This is a genomic window from Sulfitobacter guttiformis (assembly GCF_003610455.1).
In the GTDB taxonomy this organism is placed as follows: Bacteria; Pseudomonadota; Alphaproteobacteria; order Rhodobacterales; family Rhodobacteraceae; genus Sulfitobacter; species Sulfitobacter guttiformis.
The window spans coordinates 2,191,000-2,211,894 of the sequence record NZ_RAQK01000001.1 but is presented as its reverse complement, the minus strand read 5'-3'; the positions used below and the strand labels follow the sequence as shown (position 1 = coordinate 2,211,894).

Below are 20,895 nucleotides of genomic sequence, written 5' to 3'. Positions count from 1 at the left end.
GGATTGTGGCGACGACCCGACCGTCCGCAACCTGCGGCATGCAACGGATCAAACGCGGTTCTCTAGCACTGCGAGAATAGCACGCCCCTTTCGCAGTTCGCTCGACTCCGGCCATTGCAATGTGAGTGGCCTCAGGTCGTCCTGACCAGTTCAGAACACTGCGCTAGGCGCCTCGCGCCGCAAACGCTGGTCAGCTAATGAAACCGTTACACCGGAGCCCAACTTTACAGCACATTTTCCTAAAATTGCAGGACTCTTAAGATGGAAAACCTTTCCTTCAGGTTCTCTCCGCTAGCATCTGCTCAATCAAAATCTGTACCCTCAAGGCTTCCTGCGGTGTAGCAAGTCTGTTCGGCTTTCGTTCGAGGCAAAGGAGCAAATCGTCTAACTGGGCTTTCAAACTGGTGGCACGAGGGTCTTTGGGACGCTCCGCAGCGGCGGTAAACGGCCCACCATCGGATACCTCATCAATGTAGAATTCTGAAATACGCCGGCTGGCCCGTGATCCCTTTATGGTGAGTTCCTGCCGATCAGGCTGAGCGCCGCCCACACTGACCATGACGCTCACCGGCCGCCCATCGTGTGTTTCCAGACGTGCCAGCATTTGTGTTTCACACAAAGCCGGGTTTGGCGGATAAGACGGGTGCGCCAAGACCACCGAAAGGGGGCCAAGAATGCGTTCCGCGAAGAACAGAAAATGCGAGATTACTTCCCGCGTTGGCCCGCCTTCTGATCGAAACTTCAACCAATCAGCTGCTTTTTGCCACTCACGCGGCCAAGCGGCGTATGTCACCACTATATCGGCGCCCAGAATGTCCCCCATGGTGCCTGCTCGCGCAGCTTCGTTCACATCAGTCAAGGCTGCACCAGCCGCCTGTGTAAAATTGATCGCCGCCGGCACGTCGCATTGTTCCAAGTGGGCGACAAGCGCCTTGCTTTCGGCGATATCAATACCAAGCGGCTTTTCCAAAAACAGGGCCTTACCAGCATCTGCAGCCGCTAAAGCATAAGCTTTGCGTGGCACTGGCGGACAGGCCAGATAAACCAGTTCTGCAGCCGCAATCGCCTCTTCCGGTGTGGCCACTATCCGCGCCTCCGGTGCGAATGGCTGCGCGGCACGGCAAGCGGCTGGATCGGGATCCCACAAGGCGACCGGAGTGAAGCCAGGATGCAAGGCCATATGCTCAGTCATCCGGCGGCCCATAATTCCTAATCCGATAATAGCGGTTTTCACACTCATGTTCTGATCCTTTGGTCGCCCTCGCGCTGGCATGCCATCGTAAATCTCGAAAGATCTTCGGCAAAGCGATCAGGTGTTTCTAGAAACGGCGCATGGCCGATCCCCTCGTATGCAATGTATTGTCCATTTTTAAAGCACTTGGCTGCAGCTTGCCCGGTTATGCAGGTAACAACTTCGTCCTGCGTCCCATGAATAACTAGAGCCGGGCAGCCTGACTTCTCAAAGACAGGTCGCAGATCGACATCAGCTCTGAATAGGGCACGACGCACATGTGCGGGGCAAAGCATATTTGCGCCGACCATCTTGGCAAAAATCTCGCGCTCCAACGGTTGCGTTGTGCATGCCTTGAGAAAACGTGCCGTAGCCTCAAGACGTCGTGGAACATCATCTGTGTAAAGATCGCGATCCAGACCCGGACTTGCGGCGCCCGCCATCCAACTCTCGCGCTCGGCTCCAATAGCGAGGACCCCACCTGCCAGAGCAATCCCAGCGATATCTGCATCTCCCATCAGGGACAGATAGGCGGCAACAACCCGTGCTCCATATGACCAACCGACAAGCAAAGGCGTCTTAAGATCTGCCGCATCTATCACTGCCTTAACATCTTCGGCCCAGAGCTCCGTATTTGTGTAGGCCGCTTCGTTCTCGGGCTTGTCCGAAGCTCCATGACCCCGCAGATCCATAGCGACTATATGGAAGCGGTCTTGCAGCTTTTCCACAATAGGCTGCCAGCAGATGAATTGCTGGGCCCAGCCATGGATAAGCAAAATAGAGGGACGTGTTGCTTCACCAGCGGAGGTAAATGCAATGCGGGTACCGTCGGCTGATGGTGTGTATGATGTTACCATGCTGATCGATAGCAGCGATCCTGAAAAAGAAGAAGGCCTGCGGTCCGTTTGCGCCTCTGTAGCTAAGTTTGTCATATTTGCTGATTGATGCGTTTTGGCAACCGGTATGGATTAGCTTGCGCGTGATCCCATTCGTTAGAGATAGGTGACAGTCCAGTTCAAAGCTGCCAGTCGCAGACTAACACCGGCCCGATCAGGCCGGAACTCGCCATTATTTAAGCCACTATCCGCACCTAAGACCTGATGCCATAAGGCATAACTTCGCTTCAAGGCTTGTGGGATCTGTGCGTTGTAAAGAGGTCCCAAGCTGCAAGGAGCACAGTGATCGCGATGACAGCGCCAAGATCAAGACGCGGTACGTGGATCATAAGGATTACAAGAAATCCAACCAATACGAGGAAGGCGAATACGGCCAATACTTTAGTCATTTTTCAATTCTCTTCATCAAGGTTTTCAAGATAAGCCGCTAGCCAACGTGCGGTGCGCAGCAACCGCGCGTCATCACCGCGCTTTGCAATAAGCTGTATACCCATGGGCATACCGTTCTGAGCAGTAAACACAGGAAGCGTTACGGCAGGCATACCACTCAAAGTCCAAATTCCATTGAACAGTGCACTTCCGGTATCGTCCAACCCCTCTGGCGCGGGACCCAAAGCCGCGGGGCACAATAGCACATCGCAGCGCGCAAATACCGCATCCATGCCTGCGTTAACCAGCTCCCGCCAGTCCAGCGCGGCAATGTAATCACGCGCAAGAACCGATTTGCCCTGATCAATCGCCGACTTCAGCTTGCCTGACATCAGATCACGCCCGCGGCGCTCAAGCCCATAATAGCATTTGGCCATCTCGGCAAAATTGATCCGTTCGCGAATGGCGGCAACATCCTCAAGGTCGGGAAGTGCGACCTCGAAGCACTGCTCACCCAGCAGGTCCACCAGATCTTCGGTTGCGGCAATCATTTGCGGGTCAGCCTGATCCCAACCGGGGAGTTTTGCAAAGGCAAAAACCGGGAGTACGGGCGCGTTTGACTGCGCGACACTTAGCAAACGCGGCATCGGCATAGGCGCACTGGCTGTATCTGCTGGATCGTGGCCTGCAAGGACCTCGGCCAGAAGTGCGCAATCCTCGACGCTGCGTGCAAAAACACCGACGGTATCAAGGAACGGTGATTGCGGCAGAATACCTGTGCGCGGGATCAACCCGAACGTTGATTTCAGGCCCACAATACCGCAGAAAGAAGCGGGTCTGATTACCGACCCACCCGTTTGCGTACCCACGGAAAACGGCACCATTCCGGCGGCAACGGCGGCGGCCGAACCTTGTGACGAGCCGCCTGGCGTATGGGCAGAATTGTGAGGGTTGCGCGTCTTGCCCGGGTGCATAAACGCACATTCGGTCGTGACGGTTTTGCCAAGAATGATCGCCCCTGCAGCACGAAGACGTGCGACAATCCACGCATCCTCGGACGGTACACGGCCGGCATCAATTGGCGTACCGTTCTCGGTAGGGATACCTTTGGTGTCTATTATATCCTTCAGTCCGACAGGCAGGCCGTGCAACGGACCGACGGGCTTACCGGACTGACGTAGGTGGTCAAGACGACGCGCCTGTTCCAACGCATGATCGCCGTCGAGCCATGCCCATGCGCCAACCTGCGGTTCAAGCTCCGCAATACGGGCCAGACAGGCCTCTACAAGGTCCACGGCCCGAAGCGCCCCAGAGGCGAGGCGGTCGCGCATCGCGACCGCCCCCAGCCCGAGAATGGCCTGTGCCTTATCTTGACGGGCCATAGAACGCATCCGGCAAGGCAAAGACGATCTGCGGGAAGTTGTACATAAGGATCATCGCGATCAGCACCATTCCACAGTAGGGCAGAACGCCCGCGAAGATTTCGGTCAGTTTGATATTCGGCGGAGCGATCCCTTTTAAATAATATGCACTCATAGCCATGGGCGGTGTTAGGAAGCTTGTCTGCAGGTTAAGCGCCACGAGTACTCCGAAAAACAGCGGGTCAATTCCGAACAGCGGCAGAAGCGGCAGGAAGATCGGCACGAAGATGATGATGATCTCGGACCATTCGAGGGGCCAGCCAAGGAAGAAGATAATAAGCTGTGCAATGATCAGGAACTGAATTGGAGTCAGATCGAGGCTTTTGACGAATTCGGCGATGACATGTTCGCCTCCGAGATAGCTGAATACCGCAGAGAAGGTATAGGAGCCAACAAAAAGCCAGCACACCATCGCCGTAGTACGCACCGTGAGGTAGACACTTTCGCGCAATCTATCAAAAGTCATTGCGCGATAGGCAACAGCCAGCAACAGGCCACCCAATGCGCCGATCGAGGCCGCTTCGGTCGGTGTGGCCAAACCGAACAGAATAGAGCCCAGAACGGAGAGGATCAGCACCGCAAGTGGCAGGAAGCTGGTGGCGAGCATCCAGAGCATCTTGCCCATCGGCACTTCGGGAAGTTCTTCTTTGGTCGGTTTCGGCGCTAGTGAAGGCTGAAGGATAGACCGGACAACGATGTAGGTCAGATATAGTCCGACAAGGACCAGCCCTGGCAAAAGGGCGGCTGCGTAAAGCCGCACAATCGAGACCCCCGAGGAGGCCGCATAGACGATAAGCATGATGGAGGGCGGAATAAGGATACCGAGCGTGCCGCCAGCGCAGATGATGCCTGCCGCAAAGCTGTGATCATAGCGCATCTTGAGCATCTGAGGCAGCGCAAGAAGGCCCATTAGTGTCACAACCGCACCCACGATCCCCGTTGCCGTAGCAAAAAGTGCGCAAGTGATCAGCGCTGCCACACCAAGCGAACCCGGAATGCTCCGCGTGGCCACAGCCAACGTACTAAAGAGTTTGTCGACGATGTTCGCCCGCTCCACGATATATCCCATAAAGAGGAACAGCGGGATCGCGGTTAGAACTTCGTTCGAGATGACCGTATAGGTCTGGTTCACGAATAGATCGAAGATCCTGTTATTATAGAAACCCTCCAACCACAGATTGGTGGATTCCAACCACCCCGCATTTTCATCCAGACGGTTATAACCGCGCCACATGCGTGAAGCGTCGAAATAGGCGTAATAGCCAAAAGCAATACCGATGGCCATCAAGGTGAATGCGATGGGGAACCCCAAAAACACACAAAAGATGAAGATGCCGAGCATGGTCAAGGCAATCTGGGGGTCTGTCACGTTGTGAACTCCGCATTTAGAAGGGCGTTAAAATTGAACCTAGAGGTCAGATCAGGTCCTTGGACTGCCCTTCGGCAGCTTGCTTCATCAGCAGCGTCTCTGTTTCCTCGACATCCGATGCCATCGGGGGCCAATAACCTTGCCGGATGCAGATAATGCAGCGAAAGACCTGCGCGATACCTTGGATAAGCAGCAAGATACCCGCCGCGACAATCACTGTTTTGAATTGGTAAATCGGAATACCTGCAGGGCTGTTCACCGAGACTTCGGCATAGCCCCATGACCGGCTCGCATACTTCCAGCCAGCGAAGATGAGCGCGAGGATGCCTGGGAAAAAGAAAAGGAAGTAGAGCGTCAGATCGACCTTTGCCTGCGTCCGGTCCGACCACAGTCGATACAGGAAATCGCCGCGAACATGGCCGCCGCGCGACAGCGTGTAGGCCCCGCCCATCATGAACATTGTACCGTACATGATAAAACTTACGTCCAACGCCCATGGCGTAGGGCTGTTGAACATGTAGCGGACCAAGACTTCATAACTCATCCCGAAAGTCATGAGGATGATCAGCCAGCCAAAAGCCTTGCCAAACATGGCCGAAAGACTATCGGCGAACCGGATATAATTTTGCATTCAGAAAACTCCGTGCGGGATGCCTCGGGCGGGGAAGGCGAAAAAGGCGCGGAGGATCCGCGCCTTCCGGCTTTTTAGAGCTTAAGCTTGCCCGGGAAATAGTGCTCGAACGCCAGACCGAGATCGGGTGCGTTCATCAGTTCGTAGTAGGCAACCTGCTCGCTCCATGCACGCTGGCTATCCATTACTTTCTTGTTGAACGGATCGGTTTCCAGATCTGCAATCAGTGTGTCCCATGCTTCCAGCTGTCCGGCAAGGATCTCTTTGGACGTCCGGTGAACAGTCACGCCGGCATCTGACTGAAGCTCTGACAGGTCCTTGGAGTATTCCTTCATTGCAAGTGCAAGGTTGGAAGTGGCCGACGCTTCGACGCCGTGACGCAGAATGGCCTGAAGGTCTTCTGGCAGGTCTTCCATGAAGTCTCGGTTGAACAGGAACTCGAAAGACTCAGACGCCTGATGATAGGACGACAGATAGTAGTTCTTGGCAACATCCTGCGCACCAAAGCGGCGGTCGGACGATGGGTTGTTGAACTCGAACGCGTCAATCACGCCGCGCTCCATCGCCGGAACAATCTCGCCGCCGGGCAGCTGGGCCACGGACATACCCATGCTCTGCAACAGATCAGCCGCAAGACCCACTGTGCGGTACTTGAAGCCCTGAAGATCGGCCACGGTGTTGACTTCCGACTTGAACCAGCCGAACGGCTGCGCCGGCATCGGCATACCCATCAGACCAATAACGTTGAGCCCGAGCACATCTTGCGTCAATTCACGGTACAGCTCTGCGCCACCGCCCTGATAGAACCACGCCAGCATGGTCGAGGCAGAGCCGCCAAAAACCGGCCCGGTGCCAAAGAAAGACGCCGCTTTCGACTTGCCGTACCAGTACACAGGCACGGTATGCGCCGCATCAATAACGCCGTCATGTACGGCATCCATCACCTGAAACGCGCCAACAACCGCACCAGCAGGAAGAAGGTCAATCGTCAGGCGACCACCTGCCATCGCTTCGACGCGGGCTGTGTATTCGCGTGCCATATCCATCCAGATGTCGGATGCGGGCCAGGAAGTCTGCATTTTCATCACGATCGGCGCCTGAGCCAGAACAGCAGGGGCGGAAAGTGCGGTCGCGGCAACGGCGGTTCCGCCGATCGCGCCCGTGCGCAGGAACTTGCGACGCGAAAGCGACGCTGTTTTAGGTGTATCGGTCATTGGTGTCCTCCCAGACGGTGAAGTCGCTGACTGTGACGCAGGCTTTATTGTTAACGCTCTTTGTGAACATTTCTTCGCCGCCAGCCAATAACGATTTTAGATGGCGGTAGCTAAAAAGCAAGGCTTGGTTAGAAAAACTTACCAAAGGCCGAAATCAGACACGTGCGCCTGTCTCACGCAACTCGGTCAACCGGGGCTTTGCCAGCAAAGAATGCGTCCAGATTGTCCAGCGCGCGCATCCCCATCGCATCACGCGTCTCCTCTGTTGCGGAGCCGATGTGCGGCAGCAAAAAAACGTTCGGCAATGCCGCGAGCGCCGGATTACCGACTGGTTCGGTCTGGAACACATCAAGACCAGCAGCAAAAAGCTTGCCTGAGGTGAGCGCCTCAACCAATGCATCCTCGTCAATCAGCGCACCACGTGCTGTGTTCACGACAATCGCCCGATCAGGCAACAGCGCGAGCGTGCGTGCATTGATGATACCTTTGTTATCTGCCGTGACAGGACAATGCAGGCTCAGTACGTCCGATGACGCAAGCAGGCTCTCAAGCGAGTCGTGGAAGATCGCTCCATTCTCAAGATTCGCAGGAAGGCGGCTGCGGTTGTGGTAATGGATTTCCATGCCGAAACCGCGCGCACGCTGCGCCGTAACCTGCCCTACCCGTCCCATGCCCAGAACGCCGAACCGCTTGGCGGTGACCTGCCGCCCGACCATGAAATCCGGGGACCAGAACGTCCATTGGCCGGACCGAACCATCGCATCGCCTTCGGCCCCGCGCCGCGCAGCGCCCAGCATGCAAAGAATTGCAATCTCAGCCGTGGCATCGGACAGGACATCGGGCGTATTGGTCACCACCACGCCTGCCGCCTTGGCAGCAACAAGGTCGACATGATCTGTCCCGACCGAGTGGTTGGCGATGATCTTGAGGCGGGGACCAATCGCATTCAGAACGTCGGCACTGAAATGCTCTGAATGGCAGGGCAAAACCGCATCAACCTCACTACATGCAGCAATCAGTTCGGCGCTGGAAAACACCCTGTCTTCAGGATTGAGAACAACGTCATAGTCACGTGCGGCCCTTTGCTCGACGATGGGTCTCAGTCGGCGTGCGATCAGTAGTTTGGGTTTGGACATTGTTATCTCCTTGCGAAACTTCGGATGATTGTTTGCGTTGGGTGGCCAAAGCGAATGTGCCCGTCATCCCTAACCACTAAGATGCCAGCTTCGCCATTGGTGACAAGCTCTTGCAGGTACTATCCGCACGATTTCTTTCGATCCAGTGGTCTGAATACAAGCCGTTACTGCATGCAGTAGAATGCATGCCAACGCCTTGAGAAATATGGCACTGAACCCGTCAAATGTTAGACGCGGAACTTGCATGCATCGGTACCGGATATCAATCGAAGGCCTCTCAAGCATCGCTGCATTGACTTTCGCCAAACCGACAATATATCCCACACATAATAAGCTAAACTTAGTATATTGAAGGCAATCATGGACCCCAAGATCGACACCGACAGTCCCGGCTTTCTCATAAGCACAACAGCACGGTTAATGCGCGCGGCCTTCGAGCGCGAAATCGAGCTGTCGATGATTGGTGTAACGGCCGGTGAGGCGCGTGTGTTGGCGCATATGTCGGTTTGCGGTGCATTACGACAGCATCATCTGGCAGAACGATTGGGCGTAACAGCGATGAGCGTGACAGTGTTTCTCGACAAACTGGAGAATTCCGGATTGATTGAGCGCAACCCCGATCCGGATGACAGGCGTGCCAAGATTGTAACGCTCACCGAAGCCGCTGGACCTGTTATCGAGCAAATTCAGCTTGCCGGTAAACGAGCAAAGGGCGTGGCATTTGAAGGGGTCGATTCAGAAGCCTTCGAAGTGTTCAAATCGGTTTGCCACAAACTGTGTGACAACCTAAACACCCAAAGCTGTGACCAAGGGGATGCCAAATGACCATGCCGCCCCTCATGACCGAACGGCGCGTCAGTATGATCGGCGCGATGTTGGTGGCGATTGGGCCCGTTTCCATGGCATTGTACACGCCCGCTATGACAGAGCTGGTACGCGCATTCGGCTCAACAGAATCAGTGATCAAACTCACGCTGACGCTTTATTTTGGCGGCTTTGCGTTCGCGCAGTTGATCGCAGGGCCGCTTTCCGACGCGCTTGGCCGCAGGCCGGTCACCATCGCGTTTCTGGCGCTTTATTGCGCCGCAAGTATACTGGCGATTTTCGCGCAAACGGTTGAGGTCTTGATACTGGCGCGATTTGTGCAGGGGATCGGCGCCTCTGTGGGGGTTGCGATTTCACGCGCCCTCGTGCGGGATCTTTTCACAGACGAACGGTCTTCAAGGATCATGAACCTGATCGGGATTATCCTTGCGTTGGGACCTGCACTTGCGCCAACACTTGGCAGTTTGCTGCTGCTTTTCTTTGGGTGGCGATCGCTGTTTATTCTGATGGCCCTCATCGGCATGGGTTCAATCGCAGTCATCTATTTTTATCTCAAGGAAACGGTGGTCCGCGACGTGTCGCGTCTCAACCTTCGTGCTTTGGGCCGCAGCTACCGGATGCTTCTGGGAAACCGCCAGTTTTTGACTGCCGCAGGCGTCATTGGTGGTGCCTTGGGTGCAATCTATGCGCAGGCGACATTCCTGCCTTTCATTCTGATTGATACCGTCGGCCTCAGTCCGCAGCAATTCGGCGTTGCCATGCTGGCACAGTCGGGCAGCTTTCTTGCTGCATCGCTGGTCGTGCGTAGCCTGATGAACCGGTTCAATGCGCTGCGCCTTGTACCTGCCGGCCTTGCCCTTATTCTGTTGGGCAGTCTGGGCATTCTGACTCTGCTGGTTTCGCAGCCCACATTTTTCAGTGTGATGCTTCCAGTGGCCATATATTCGTGCGGTATCGCGTTTGTAATGCCGGCAATGTCGACAGCGGCACTTGCCCCTTTCGGGCGCGAGGCGGGAGCAGCGGCAGCGATGCTGGGCTTCATTCAGATGGGATCAGGCCTTTTGGTGGGAACACTGGGGGCACTGATGGGGGACGCAGTACTGGCGATGGCATTGCTGATCCCGCTCATGGGGGCAGGGGCATGTATTTCCTTCATACTCTATCGCCGGACTGCTATAGCCGTGGCAATAACGGCAGCGGCCCTCCAGACAGATGCGTGCCAGAAACTGCCGCAAAATCCGCCAACGACCGGGCCTGACCTTTGAATTAATTCTCTTCCGGCAGAAACACGCTGTCTTACGCGTCTTTGCGTGATCCACATTGCTTAATGGAACCAGTATACCATGCACATTACCACCCTTCTTCGGCATTCGGCTTTGGTTTGCTTAGCTCTGACTTGCAGTGCGTTTCCTGCCGCCGCGCAACAACAAGGGCGCCCGCCGCCTGCCGTCACTGTAATGACGCTTCAGCCGCAGGACGTTACACTTACAACAACTCTGCCCGGTCGCGTTGTTGCCTCTGCTACCGCTGAGGTACGTCCTCAGGTTGCAGGCATCGTCACTGAACGTCTGTTTCAGGAAGGTGGGACCGTGGCAGCAGGCGACGTGCTGTACCAGATTGATCCCGCAAGTTATGAAGCGGCACTGGCGCAAGCAGATGCATCAGTCGCACAAGCGCAGGCGCAACTGAATGCCGCGCAAAAAGACGAGACCCGTCAGCAGGAGCTTGCTTCGCGCAACGTCGCAAGTACGGCGGCGCTTGATCTTGCGATTGCTGCGCGTGACACGGCATTGGCTGGACTTCAGGCCGCGCAAGCACAGCGCAACGCAACCCAGATCGAGCTGGACCGCACCAAGATCACAGCGCGCCTTTCAGGTGAAATCGGTCGGTCGCTTACCAGTAAGGGCGCATTGGTCACCGCCAGTCAGGCAACACCGATGGCAGTAATCCGGAATATCGAAACCGTCTATGTCGATGTTACGCAATCAGCCGCAGAGATTATCGCTTGGCGGCGCGGCAATCTGGGTGAGCGAATGGGCGATAGCACACAGCAGGTTACACTGACACTCGCCGACGGTAGCCTCTACAATCAGACGGGCCAACTTACCGCGGCGGAACCGGATGTGGACGAGCAGACCGGCGTTGTCGTGCTGCGAATGTCATTCGATAATCCAGACAAGCTGCTGTTGCCCGGCATGTATGTTCAGGTCGAGATGCCAACGCGAACAGTCGAAAATGTATTTCTAATCCCTCAAGAGGCCGTGAGCCGGAACCGCCGCGGCCAACCTATTGCAATGGTCGTAGGTGCCAATGATGTTGTCGAATCCCGCGAACTGACTGTCCTGCAGGACATGGGTAGTGACTGGGCAGTGAGCGAGGGTTTGGTTGCGGGTGATCGTATCGTGACAGTCGGGCTGCAAAAAGCCAGCCCTGGCGCGACCGTCACACCACAAGACGAAGCGGCCCCCGAAGCGGAGGCACCTGCATCCACGGACGACCAGACTGCGCCTGCGGAGACCTCCGCACAGCCGTCTGAAACAAAAACCGAATAATCCAGAACCGGAACACCAATGGCCCGCTTTTTTATTGACCGACCCATCTTTGCGTGGGTCATTTCGATCTTCATCATGGGGATCGGCGTGCTGTCCATTCTGTCACTTCCCGTGGCGCAGTATCCGCAGATCGCACCGCCGACGGTTTCGGTAAATGCCGTCTATCCGGGTGCTTCCGCCGACACCGTCGCCAACACTGTTACGCAGGTGATCGAGCAGCAGATGACCGGGCTAGACGGTCTGCGCTATATTTCTTCCAGCTCCACCTCGTCAGGCAGTGCAAGTGTCACGCTGACATTCGAGACAGGCACAGACCCCGACATTGCGCAGGTACAGGTGCAAAACAAGCTGGCACAAGCGACTGCCCTGCTGCCCGAGACTGTCCAACGCCAAGGGGTTACAGTTAGAAAGTCGTCGTCGGGCTTTTTGATGGTGATCGCACTTATCTCGGAAGATGGCAGGCTCGACGAGACAGATTTGGGCGACTACATGGCCACGAACCTTGTAAATGAGCTTAGCCGCGTCGAAGGAGTGGGCAACGTACAAGTTTTCGGCGCGCAATATGCCATGCGCATTTGGCTCGATCCTGCAAAGCTCGCCGCGTTTGAATTGACGCCTTCGGACGTGGTCGCCGCTGTCTCGGCAGAGAACGCACAAATTTCGGCAGGCGCATTCGGCTCGCGGCCTTCGGTTGACGACCAACAACTGTCGGCGACAATCACGGCACAGTCCTTGTTGCGTACGCCCGAAGATTTCCGGCAGATCGTACTGCGCGCTGAAACCGACGGTGGTCTGGTTCTCGTCAATGACGTTGCGCGCGTTGAAATCGGCGCCGAAAGCTATGCCACCCAATCGCGCTACAACCGCAATCCTTCTGCAGGTATGGCGCTCAGCCTCGCACCGGGCGCCAACGCGCTGGACACCGCAAATGCAGTCGAAGCGCGGATGAAGGAACTTTCGCAGTTTTTCCCGGAGGGGGTCACCTTTGTTGTCCCTTTCGATACAACACCCTTCGTGACCATCTCAATCGAGGAAGTAATCAAAACGCTTGTCGAAGCGATCATTCTCGTTTTCATCGTTATGTATGTTTTCCTGCAAAACTTCCGTGCGACCCTGATCCCGACATTGGCGGTGCCGGTGGTACTGCTGGGGACCTTCGGCGTGATGGCCCTGTTGGGGTTTTCGATCAATACGCTGACGATGCTTGCGATGGTGCTGGCAATCGGATTGCTGGTGGATGATGCCATTGTTGTCGTTGAAAATGTCGAACGGATCATGGAACAGGAAGGCCTTGGGCCGGTCGAGGCAACGCGCAAATCTATGGACCAGATTACCGGCGCGCTTGTGGGTATCGCGGTTGTTCTGTCAGCTGTTTTTGTGCCGGTCGCCTTCTTTCCCGGCTCGACGGGTGTGATTTACAAACAATTCGCGGTAACGATTATTTCAGCCATGACATTATCGGTTGTCGTGGCCCTTACCCTTACGCCCGCACTTTGTGCGACGCTGCTGAAGTCCCGCGATCATGCGCCAAAGCGCGGGCCGTTCAAATGGTTCAACAGCGGATTTTCCAAACTGACCAACGGGTATACCGGCCTCGTCGGTGGGATTGTACGTCATCCTTTCGTAAGCGGATTTTTTTATCTGGCGATCATCGCAGCGATGGGCGCGCTGTTCCTGCGCACTCCCCAAGGGTTCCTACCTGACGAAGATCAGGGCATCCTTTTTACCTTGGTACAAGCACCGACTGGCGCCACCGCCGAACGCACCTTGGATGTCATCAAGCAGGTCGAGGATTACTACCTCGAACAGGAAGGCGATGTTGTGCAATCGGTGTTCGGTGTAGGTGGGTTCAGTTTCGCCGGACAGGGTCAAAACCTCGGCATCGTGTTCGTGCGCCTCAAAGACTGGAAGGAACGCACCACGCCGGATCTGAGCGCGCAGGCGCTTGCCGGTCGGGCCTTTGGTGCCTTCAGCCAGATCAAGGATGCACAGGTTTTCCCCGTCGTCCCCCCTTCCGTGATCGAGCTTGGCAACGTTTCGGGCTTTGATTTCTACCTTCAGGCGCGAGGCGGCCAGACACACGAGCAGCTGCTGGATGCGCGCAACCAGCTTTTGGGGGCTGCGGCGCAAAGCCCGCTTATCGCCTCGCTTCGTCCCAGTGGGCTGGAAGACGCGGCGCAGTTCAATCTGGATATCGACTGGCGGCGTGCGGGCGCGATGGGGGTGACCGCAACCGATGTCGGTAACCTGCTTACCATTGCCTGGGCGGGCCGTTATGTGAACGACTTTATCGACGAAGGCCGGATCAAGCGGGTGTACGTGCAAGGCGAAGCCGAGGCGCGCGCCCTGCCCTCCGACCTGCAAAAATGGCGCGTGCGTAATGCAAGCGGCGGGCTGGTACCTTTCTCGAATTTCACTACGGCAGAATGGACCTTTGGACCGCAAGGCGTGAACCGCTATAACGGTGTGCCTGCCATGCAAATGCAAGGCTCCCCCGCAGCCGGCACCAGCACCGGCGAGGGATTGGCGGAGCTAAAACGACTTGCCGAGGCGCTACCGCCCGGGTTTGCAATCGCCCCCACCGGCCTGTCGCTGGAAGAAGAGCAGTCGGGCAATCAGGCCCCATTGCTTTATGCGCTATCGCTCGCTGCCATTTTCCTGTCTCTGGCCGCGCTCTATGAAAGTTGGTCAATTCCGTTTGCCGTCATGCTGGCTATGCCAATCGGGATACTTGGAGCCCTTACCGGAGCCTATCTGGGCGGCTTCGAGAATGGTGTGTTCTTTCAGGTTGGCCTGTTAACGGTGATTGGTCTCACGGGTAAAAATGCAATTCTCATCGTGGAATTTGCCCGTGATCGCCGCACGGAGGGTGAAAGCATTGTCAACGCAGCGCTTGATGCCGCAAGGCAGCGCTTCCGCCCGATCATTATGACCTCGATGGCGTTCTCCTTGGGTGTTCTGCCGCTGGTCCTCAGCAGTGGTGCGGGATCGGGTGGTCGCACCACAATTGGCAGTGGTGTCCTTTCAGGTACTATCGCCGCAACCTTGTTGGGCGTCCTGTTCGTGCCGTTCTTTTTTGTAATGATTGCACGCTTGACCAGAAGTAAAAGCGACAAGGGTGCCTGAGATCTCGCCCAGCTTCCGAGCAGATGATTCTTGAGGCCTAAACAAAAAAGGCACCGCGACTCTGTCGCGGTGCCTTTTTTGTTTGGTTGCAGGGTCTACAGTACCGATTTTAAAATCGGGACTGTACGTTCCGCGCCCTAACCCACCCAGTTTGGCAAGAACAGGACGATCGCTGGGAAAGCGATCAGCAGCGCGACAATCAACAGATCGACAACGACGAACCAGAACACACCACGAAAGATCGTCGTGAGCGACGCGGTATTACCCACCACGCCCTTGATGACGAACACGTTCATACCCATCGGTGGCGTAATCATCCCGATCTCGAGCAACTTTACCAGCACGACACCGAACCACAGCAAGCTATATCCCGTCTCTTCCACCAGCGGCATAACGATCGGCAGTGTAAGAAGCATGGCGCCCACCGGCTCCAACATCATGCCAAGCACCAGATAGACAAGGACCACACCCAGCATAATCAACATAGGCGAAACACCAAAAGCCAATATCGATGAGGACAGCGCATCACCAATACCCGACAGCGCCAGAAATCGGGTGAGCAGGCTTGCACCGACGGCGATGATCAGCAGTGCTGCTGTGGTTGTGATTGTCTCTACCAGTGCCATTCTTACTGCCTTGAACGTCAATGTCCGGTACAAAGCTGCGACCATCATCGACAGCAGCGCCCCGATTGCGCCTGCTTCAGTGGGTGTGAATGCGCCACCAAAAAGACCTGCAAACACCCCGATAACGATCAGCAATACAGGCCAGGTCTGCCCCAATGCCCTGAACTTTTCTGCGCGGGTGGCTCTGTTACCTTCGACCGGTGGCGCAAGGTTGGGGTTCAGCTTCACGCGCACAATAATTAAAAGGACATAAGCGGCCAGCGTAATAACACCTACAACAAGGCCGCCCAAAAACAACTGACTGACAGACTGCCTCGAGATGATACCGTAAAGGATCATCAGGATAGACGGCGGTATAAGCGCACCGATTGTACCAGCAGCAGCAACCGTTCCGGTGGCCAATTCAGCGCTGTAGCGGTTGCGCATCATTTCAGGAACGGCAATTTTACCCATAGCGGCAGAACATGCCACGGACGACCCGGTCACCGCTGCGAAACCCGCGCAGCCAAAAACCGATGCAATCGCCAAACCGCCGGGCAAACCCGAAAGCCATACCTGTGCAGCGCTGAACAAGCCCTGCGTAAGTCGCGTGTGGTAGCAAATAAACCCCATCATCAGAAATGCAGGGATCGAGCTGAGCACCCAACTGTTGGCAAAGTTATAAGGAACAATGCCCAGAGATCCCCATGCGATGTTCCAATTAAACATGGACCAAAGGCCCCCGAAGGATACCGCAATGAGCGATACGCCAATCGGGACGCGCATCAGGATCAGAAAGAATAGCGCGCCGATAAAAAGGCCGGCAACTTGAATATCAGACATTAGGCTCTTCTTTCGACAGATAAGGGTCTTCGACGGTCATAAGGCTCAGGCCGCTATCCTTGCCGGTTGCCATCGCGATCAACTTCCAAGACGACACAATCGCCATCATCCCGAAACCGAGCGGCAGATAGAAGTATGTAGGCCATGTCAGGATTTTCCCGCCAGCCTCGATCGAATAGGCACCAGTCGCATATTTCGACAACGCTTCTTGGCCCGTGCGGATGGCAACAGCCGCCGCAACAACAGCAGTGATCAATGTTGCAATAAACAAAAGCACCGTCTGAACGCGCGCGGGAAAGCGTTCAACCAAAAGTTCTACGGCGATATTGCTGTCTTTTTGCTCAACCAATCCGAGGGGCAAAAATGCAATCGCCACCATATAGAATGCCGAGACATAAAGGATGGTCGCATCAAGTGGCTGCTCAAACACAAAGCGCATCGTTACGTCAGCCGATACATGCGCCACCATCAGCAACACCAATATACCCGCGATACCAGACGCACCGGCATTGATCCCTGAGATCACCTTGCCAATGGGTTTCATAAGAAATCCCTCATTACTGTGAGTAAAATTGAAAAGGGGCACCCCAAAGAAAGGTGCCCCTGCCGATGGATTTTTTTACTGAGCGTAAGTCGCTGGATCGACTTTGGAGATAACCTCGTCCCAATAGAGCTGTGTCAGCTGCTCTTTTGACTCGATGTCAGTAACCAGACCATACCACTTTTCGAGGATCGGCTGAAACTCAGCCGTAATCTCGTTTGCACGCTCAACGCCGTAGGTATCGCGGAAAAGGTCAGAAACGACCGCGAGATCTTCACGGGCGAAATCCTTTACCGCGGCTGCCAGCTCGGCATCGGGCTGCAGGATGTTGATGCCCTTGTCTTTAGCGTTCTGGATCGCAACGGAATCGTCACTGTAGAAACCCCATGTGGTGCTTGCTGTCATCTGTGCGCCGCCCCAAAGCAGTGCCTCACGCTGTTCATTGGTCAGCGATTTCCAGCGATCTGCGTTGATGTTGGCGGAGGAAACCCCTGCAAACGCGCCGCCTGGAACGGCCAGCGTGATGTCTGTTACGACTTCGTGCAGGTTATAGTTGGTCAGCTCGGGTGCGCTGTTCATCGCGCAATCAAGGATGCCTTGATCAAGGCCTTCATACACTTCGTTCACAGGAAGACGCACGCCCTGCGCGCCAAATTTCTCGGCGAAGCGTACAAATCCAGCACCACCCGCACGCAAACGCTTACCGGCCAGATCCGCTACTGATGTGATCTGAACATCCTTGCACAGCAGGTTGTAAAGCGGTGTAACGCCGCCGCCTGTGTAAACCTGATTCTGGGCTTTGTATTCGGTCATGCATTCAGGGCAATTGTTAAATGTGTATTCCAGCATTGCGCCGGTATAGGCCAAAGGCTCTTTGCCCGTCGGGTTTTCAGCCAAAGTGATCAACAAGTTCAGTTCGTGCAAGAACAGGTTGGTGCTGTATTCCGCAGGCAGATACGGCGTCAGAACAAAACCGACATCGGCCAGACCGTCGCGTACGCCTGGGCTGGTTTCGGACAGGCTCAACAAAGACATCGGGAACCCTGTAACCGAAAGCGATCCTGCCGAACGCTCTTCAACTGCTTTTTTGTAGTCCGCGACACCAATGCCGATTGCGGAATTTTCAGGGTAGCCATAGGCAAAGTTCAGGCTTTCTGCCATCGCAGGTGCAGCGATGCTGGACATCATGCCCATTGCGACCGCAGCGATTGCGTGAGTTGGTTTTGTATAAATCATATGTGCTCCTCCCGGGCGTTTACGAAGGGCGAATGGTGATGTCGTCGCGCTGGTACACTTACCGGATCAACGGGTCACAGGGTATTTACCTCTGCTCCGCTGGCCAGGCCTCTCCCAAAATCACTTCGGCAAAAACATTCCCTCTGGTATGTTTATTCATGGACGTGTTGCTGGGAGTGTCAAGGCGCATCAACCAAGATCCTCTTGCCATTCGTTTATTAAAGTCTGCACAGTGGCAAACAAAATTGCCGTAACATCGACACCAGTCTGAAAAATCGCATAGATTTCGACCATAAAACGGAATGCCGGATGATTGAAAAAGAACTGAAATTGACCAAGCGGAAGCTGGAGAGTCAGCAAGAAATTATCGAGGCCGCTGCAGTTTGCTTCATGAAATATGGCTTGGAAAAAGCCACGATCGACCACATGGCACGAGAACTGGGATCGACCAAGGGACGCGTTTACCACCACTTTGCATCCAAGGACGAGATATTCTTTGCCGTCTATCGCCAAGCCATGCAGTTTTGTTTTGACGCGGTCCTGCCAATCGTGAGCCAGCCCATGCCTGCGGACCAGAAACTGCTGGCAATGGCCAAGGCGCATGGACGGGTTATGATGGAAACACTCCCGTTCCAGCGCAGCATTCGTCAGGGTGTAAACAGCTATCTGCACGGCGCCCAAGGCGCGGACCGTGACGTGTTAAATGCACTTATCGCCCGACGCAACGAATACGAGGACCTGTACCGCGCAGTGCTTCAACAGGGCATCGAGGACGGCACCCTGTCGATGCCGGATGTCGCCATCGCAGGGCGCGCCATCATGGGCGCACTCAATTCTTTGGTTGACTGGTACCGCGTTCGCCCCGAGCAAAATCACGCAGACCAGCTTCAGATCGCCGATACACTCGCCGAAACGGCGATTACCGGTCTGTTGGCTTGATCATATCGCGCAATGTTTTCTTGATGATTTTGCCGTTCGCGTTGCGCGGGAGCGGATCAGCACTAAACGTCACAAAATCAGGCGTTTTGTAGTCTGCCAGATGCGCCGAGCAATGCGCTTTTACCATGGCGGTATCCAGTGCCTGATCATTGCTGTGGACGAATACATGCAGTTTTTCTCCGAGCACGGGGTCAGGCTGCCCGATGGCTGCACATTCGATTACGGAGGCATGGGCCGTCAGTGCGTTTTCAATTTCGGCGCTGTAAATATTGTACCCGCCGCGAATGATCATGTCCTTGCTACGGTCATGAAGACGCACAAAGCCCTCGGCATCGCGTGATCCTATATCGCCACTTTTCCAAAAGCCGTCTTCGAACTCCTGCGCTGTCTTTTCGGTATTATTCCAGTAACCGGGCACGACCATCGGGCCTTTGATCCAGATCTCGCCATGCGCGTCCGGTTCTGCATCCTGCCCCTGTGCATTGATGATCCGGATCTCGGCGCATGGCACCGCGATGCCAACGCTATCGGACCTTTGTGCCCCGAAACCAAGCGGCAGGATGGTCGCGGGCGAGGTTAGCTCTGTCGAGCCGTAGGCGTTAACAAGTACCAGATTTGGCAGCTTTTCTGTAAGCTCTCGGATGGTGGATTCTGCCATGGGGGCGCCGCCGTAACCGCCGACACGCCAGTGGGAAAGGTCGTGGTCAGCAACGACACAGCGCAACAGGAACAAGTTGTACATCGCCGGAACCATAAGCGTCTGCGTGACCTTTTCACGCGCTGCGAGGGCCAGAAACTCTTCGGCTTTGAAAGCGCGCATAATCACGCTGCACCCCCCCGTGCGCAGCATCGTAAACAGCGTAGCGACCAGCCCGGTCACATGAGAGGCGGGTACCGCCAGCAACGAGCGCTCACCCGCCCCCAACTCCATGCAAAGCTCGAAATGCATCGCAGAGTGTATAATATTGAGATGGGTCAACATCGCGCCCTTCGGCTGCCCTGTTGTTCCCGATGTATAGAGGATAACCGCCGTCTCGTCCTCATTAACGGCGACAGAAGCGCCCGAACCATCCGCCGCCAAAAGCGTCTCGTATGGCTGCGAACCTACCGCCGAACCGCCAACGCTCAACCTGTGCTGCACAGCCGCCAAGTCCCCTGCTGCGGGCAATTTTTCGGCGATATCGGCATCATGGACCAGAACCGTCGCACCGCAGTCATTTAGGATTTGCTTCAATTCAGGGGTCTGTTCGCGCACATTTATCGGAACTGCAATGGCACCTGCGCGAAGGCTGGCGAGTAATACGATCAAAAACTCGGGTCCGTTCGCCAGCAGCAATGCCACACGATCCCCCTTGGCAACGCCAAGACCGGCAAGACCTGCGGCCACTGCGCCGACCTGATCGTCAAGCTGCCTATAGGTCAGGCGGAGATCATCACACACGAGGGCCTCTCCATCCGGATTTTGGGCAACGGTCTTCTGGACCATCGCATTGAGGTCTGAAGGCCGGTTCGAAAAGCACTTGATGCCCGTCCTGCCAAAATGTGTCTCCACAGATATTAAATCTGTTACCGTCGCGGCCCAATTTTGCATGAACGATCCTCCCAGCTCAATTCGCACACAGTTGCAACCATGAGCGCGGGAGTTCAACACTCAATATGAGAGCAGCCACCTCTGCTGAAATATCCGTCGCGTCCTACTTGCCATCGGCATGGCAGTCATGGACGGCAGAATAGCAGCCCGTACGATCCGGTCAGCTGCTGGTCCTTGCGCAAATGTTCCTATCGTCGCTCTGGCGGCAAATGCCCAAAAGAAGAGGGTGCATTTATTCGGGACAATATGAACGACATCATGATGAACGCCTACCGATGCAATTCCTATGCTTGTTGATCACTAACATTTGTCAGAAGTGGAAGATCCTTTGCGAGTAGCTGCCCTTAGAAGATTGCAGGAAGCCTTTGCT

Annotated in this window: 17 protein-coding genes; 5 read left to right on the top strand and 12 right to left on the bottom strand. The window is 55.5% G+C overall.

The window, feature by feature from the left end; all coding sequences use genetic code 11:
• Window positions 1–277: 277 nt before the first annotated feature.
• From C8N30_RS10805 to C8N30_RS10775, 8 genes are all read right to left on the bottom strand, one after another.
• Entirely contained in the window at window positions 278–1,240 is a 963-nt protein-coding gene (locus tag C8N30_RS10805) for a Gfo/Idh/MocA family protein (RefSeq protein ID WP_025060989.1), read from the bottom strand.
• Window positions 1,237–2,163 (bottom strand): alpha/beta fold hydrolase, encoded by a 927-nt coding sequence (locus tag C8N30_RS10800; protein ID WP_084273542.1) that lies wholly within the window; start codon window positions 2,161–2,163, stop codon window positions 1,237–1,239. Before C8N30_RS10800 ends, C8N30_RS10805 begins: the two co-directional genes overlap by 4 nt.
• Before the next feature lie 191 nt (window positions 2,164–2,354).
• Complete coding sequence (locus tag C8N30_RS19305) at window positions 2,355–2,516, bottom strand: hypothetical protein (protein WP_170151167.1); 162 nt, start codon at window positions 2,514–2,516, stop codon at window positions 2,355–2,357.
• 3 nt (window positions 2,517–2,519) lie between these two features.
• Window positions 2,520–3,878, bottom strand: coding sequence for an amidase (locus C8N30_RS10795; protein ID WP_025060987.1), 1,359 nt, complete (start codon window positions 3,876–3,878; stop codon window positions 2,520–2,522).
• Window positions 3,862–5,286, bottom strand: a complete 1,425-nt coding sequence (locus tag C8N30_RS10790) for a TRAP transporter large permease (RefSeq protein ID WP_025060986.1) — start codon at window positions 5,284–5,286, stop codon at window positions 3,862–3,864. The genes C8N30_RS10795 and C8N30_RS10790 overlap by 17 nt, the downstream gene beginning before the upstream one ends.
• A gap of 46 nt (window positions 5,287–5,332) precedes the next feature.
• Window positions 5,333–5,917 (bottom strand): TRAP transporter small permease subunit, encoded by a 585-nt coding sequence (locus tag C8N30_RS10785; protein WP_025060985.1) that lies wholly within the window; start codon window positions 5,915–5,917, stop codon window positions 5,333–5,335.
• A gap of 74 nt (window positions 5,918–5,991) precedes the next feature.
• Complete coding sequence (locus C8N30_RS10780) at window positions 5,992–7,131, bottom strand: TRAP transporter substrate-binding protein (protein WP_025060984.1); 1,140 nt, start codon at window positions 7,129–7,131, stop codon at window positions 5,992–5,994.
• 173 nt (window positions 7,132–7,304) lie between these two features.
• The gene (locus C8N30_RS10775; RefSeq protein ID WP_025060983.1) at window positions 7,305–8,267 is read right to left on the bottom strand and encodes a 2-hydroxyacid dehydrogenase; all 963 of its coding nucleotides are present in this window, start codon (window positions 8,265–8,267) and stop codon (window positions 7,305–7,307) included.
• A 360-nt stretch (window positions 8,268–8,627) separates the two neighbouring features.
• Here C8N30_RS10775 and C8N30_RS10770 point away from each other — a divergent pair, with 360 nt between their 5' ends.
• The 4 genes from C8N30_RS10770 to C8N30_RS10755 all read left to right on the top strand — a co-directional run bounded on the left by C8N30_RS10770 (window position 8,628) and on the right by C8N30_RS10755 (window position 14,770).
• Window positions 8,628–9,092, top strand: a complete 465-nt coding sequence (locus C8N30_RS10770) for a MarR family winged helix-turn-helix transcriptional regulator (protein ID WP_025060982.1) — start codon at window positions 8,628–8,630, stop codon at window positions 9,090–9,092.
• On the top strand, window positions 9,089–10,357 hold the full coding sequence (locus C8N30_RS10765; protein WP_025060981.1) for a multidrug effflux MFS transporter: 1,269 nt from the start codon (window positions 9,089–9,091) through the stop codon (window positions 10,355–10,357). The genes C8N30_RS10770 and C8N30_RS10765 overlap by 4 nt, the downstream gene beginning before the upstream one ends.
• 78 nt (window positions 10,358–10,435) lie before the next feature.
• Window positions 10,436–11,644 carry an efflux RND transporter periplasmic adaptor subunit gene (locus tag C8N30_RS10760; RefSeq protein WP_025060980.1) on the top strand — a complete coding sequence of 403 codons (1,209 nt, stop codon included), beginning with the start codon at window positions 10,436–10,438 and terminating at the stop codon, window positions 11,642–11,644.
• A gap of 18 nt (window positions 11,645–11,662) precedes the next feature.
• Window positions 11,663–14,770, top strand: coding sequence for an efflux RND transporter permease subunit (locus C8N30_RS10755; RefSeq protein ID WP_025060979.1), 3,108 nt, complete (start codon window positions 11,663–11,665; stop codon window positions 14,768–14,770).
• A 137-nt stretch (window positions 14,771–14,907) separates the two neighbouring features.
• On the opposite strand, the gene C8N30_RS10750 is transcribed toward C8N30_RS10755, so the two are convergent.
• The 3 genes from C8N30_RS10750 to C8N30_RS10740 all read right to left on the bottom strand — a co-directional run bounded on the left by C8N30_RS10750 (window position 14,908) and on the right by C8N30_RS10740 (window position 17,995).
• Complete coding sequence (locus C8N30_RS10750) at window positions 14,908–16,218, bottom strand: TRAP transporter large permease (protein WP_025060978.1); 1,311 nt, start codon at window positions 16,216–16,218, stop codon at window positions 14,908–14,910.
• Window positions 16,211–16,762, bottom strand: a complete 552-nt coding sequence (locus C8N30_RS10745; RefSeq protein WP_025060977.1) for a TRAP transporter small permease — start codon at window positions 16,760–16,762, stop codon at window positions 16,211–16,213. The genes C8N30_RS10750 and C8N30_RS10745 overlap by 8 nt, the downstream gene beginning before the upstream one ends.
• A 75-nt stretch (window positions 16,763–16,837) precedes the next feature.
• Window positions 16,838–17,995: a C4-dicarboxylate TRAP transporter substrate-binding protein gene (locus tag C8N30_RS10740; protein ID WP_025060976.1), complete on the bottom strand. Its 1,158-nt coding sequence runs from the start codon at window positions 17,993–17,995 to the stop codon at window positions 16,838–16,840.
• A 309-nt stretch (window positions 17,996–18,304) separates the two neighbouring features.
• On the opposite strand from C8N30_RS10740, the gene C8N30_RS10735 reads away from it, so the two are divergent.
• Window positions 18,305–18,934: a TetR/AcrR family transcriptional regulator gene (locus C8N30_RS10735; RefSeq protein ID WP_025060975.1), complete on the top strand. Its 630-nt coding sequence runs from the start codon at window positions 18,305–18,307 to the stop codon at window positions 18,932–18,934.
• Here the strand turns inward: C8N30_RS10735 and C8N30_RS10730 are convergent.
• Complete coding sequence (locus C8N30_RS10730) at window positions 18,915–20,525, bottom strand: class I adenylate-forming enzyme family protein (RefSeq protein WP_025060974.1); 1,611 nt, start codon at window positions 20,523–20,525, stop codon at window positions 18,915–18,917. The genes C8N30_RS10735 and C8N30_RS10730 overlap by 20 nt on opposite strands.
• Between the last annotated feature and the right edge of the window lie 370 nt (window positions 20,526–20,895).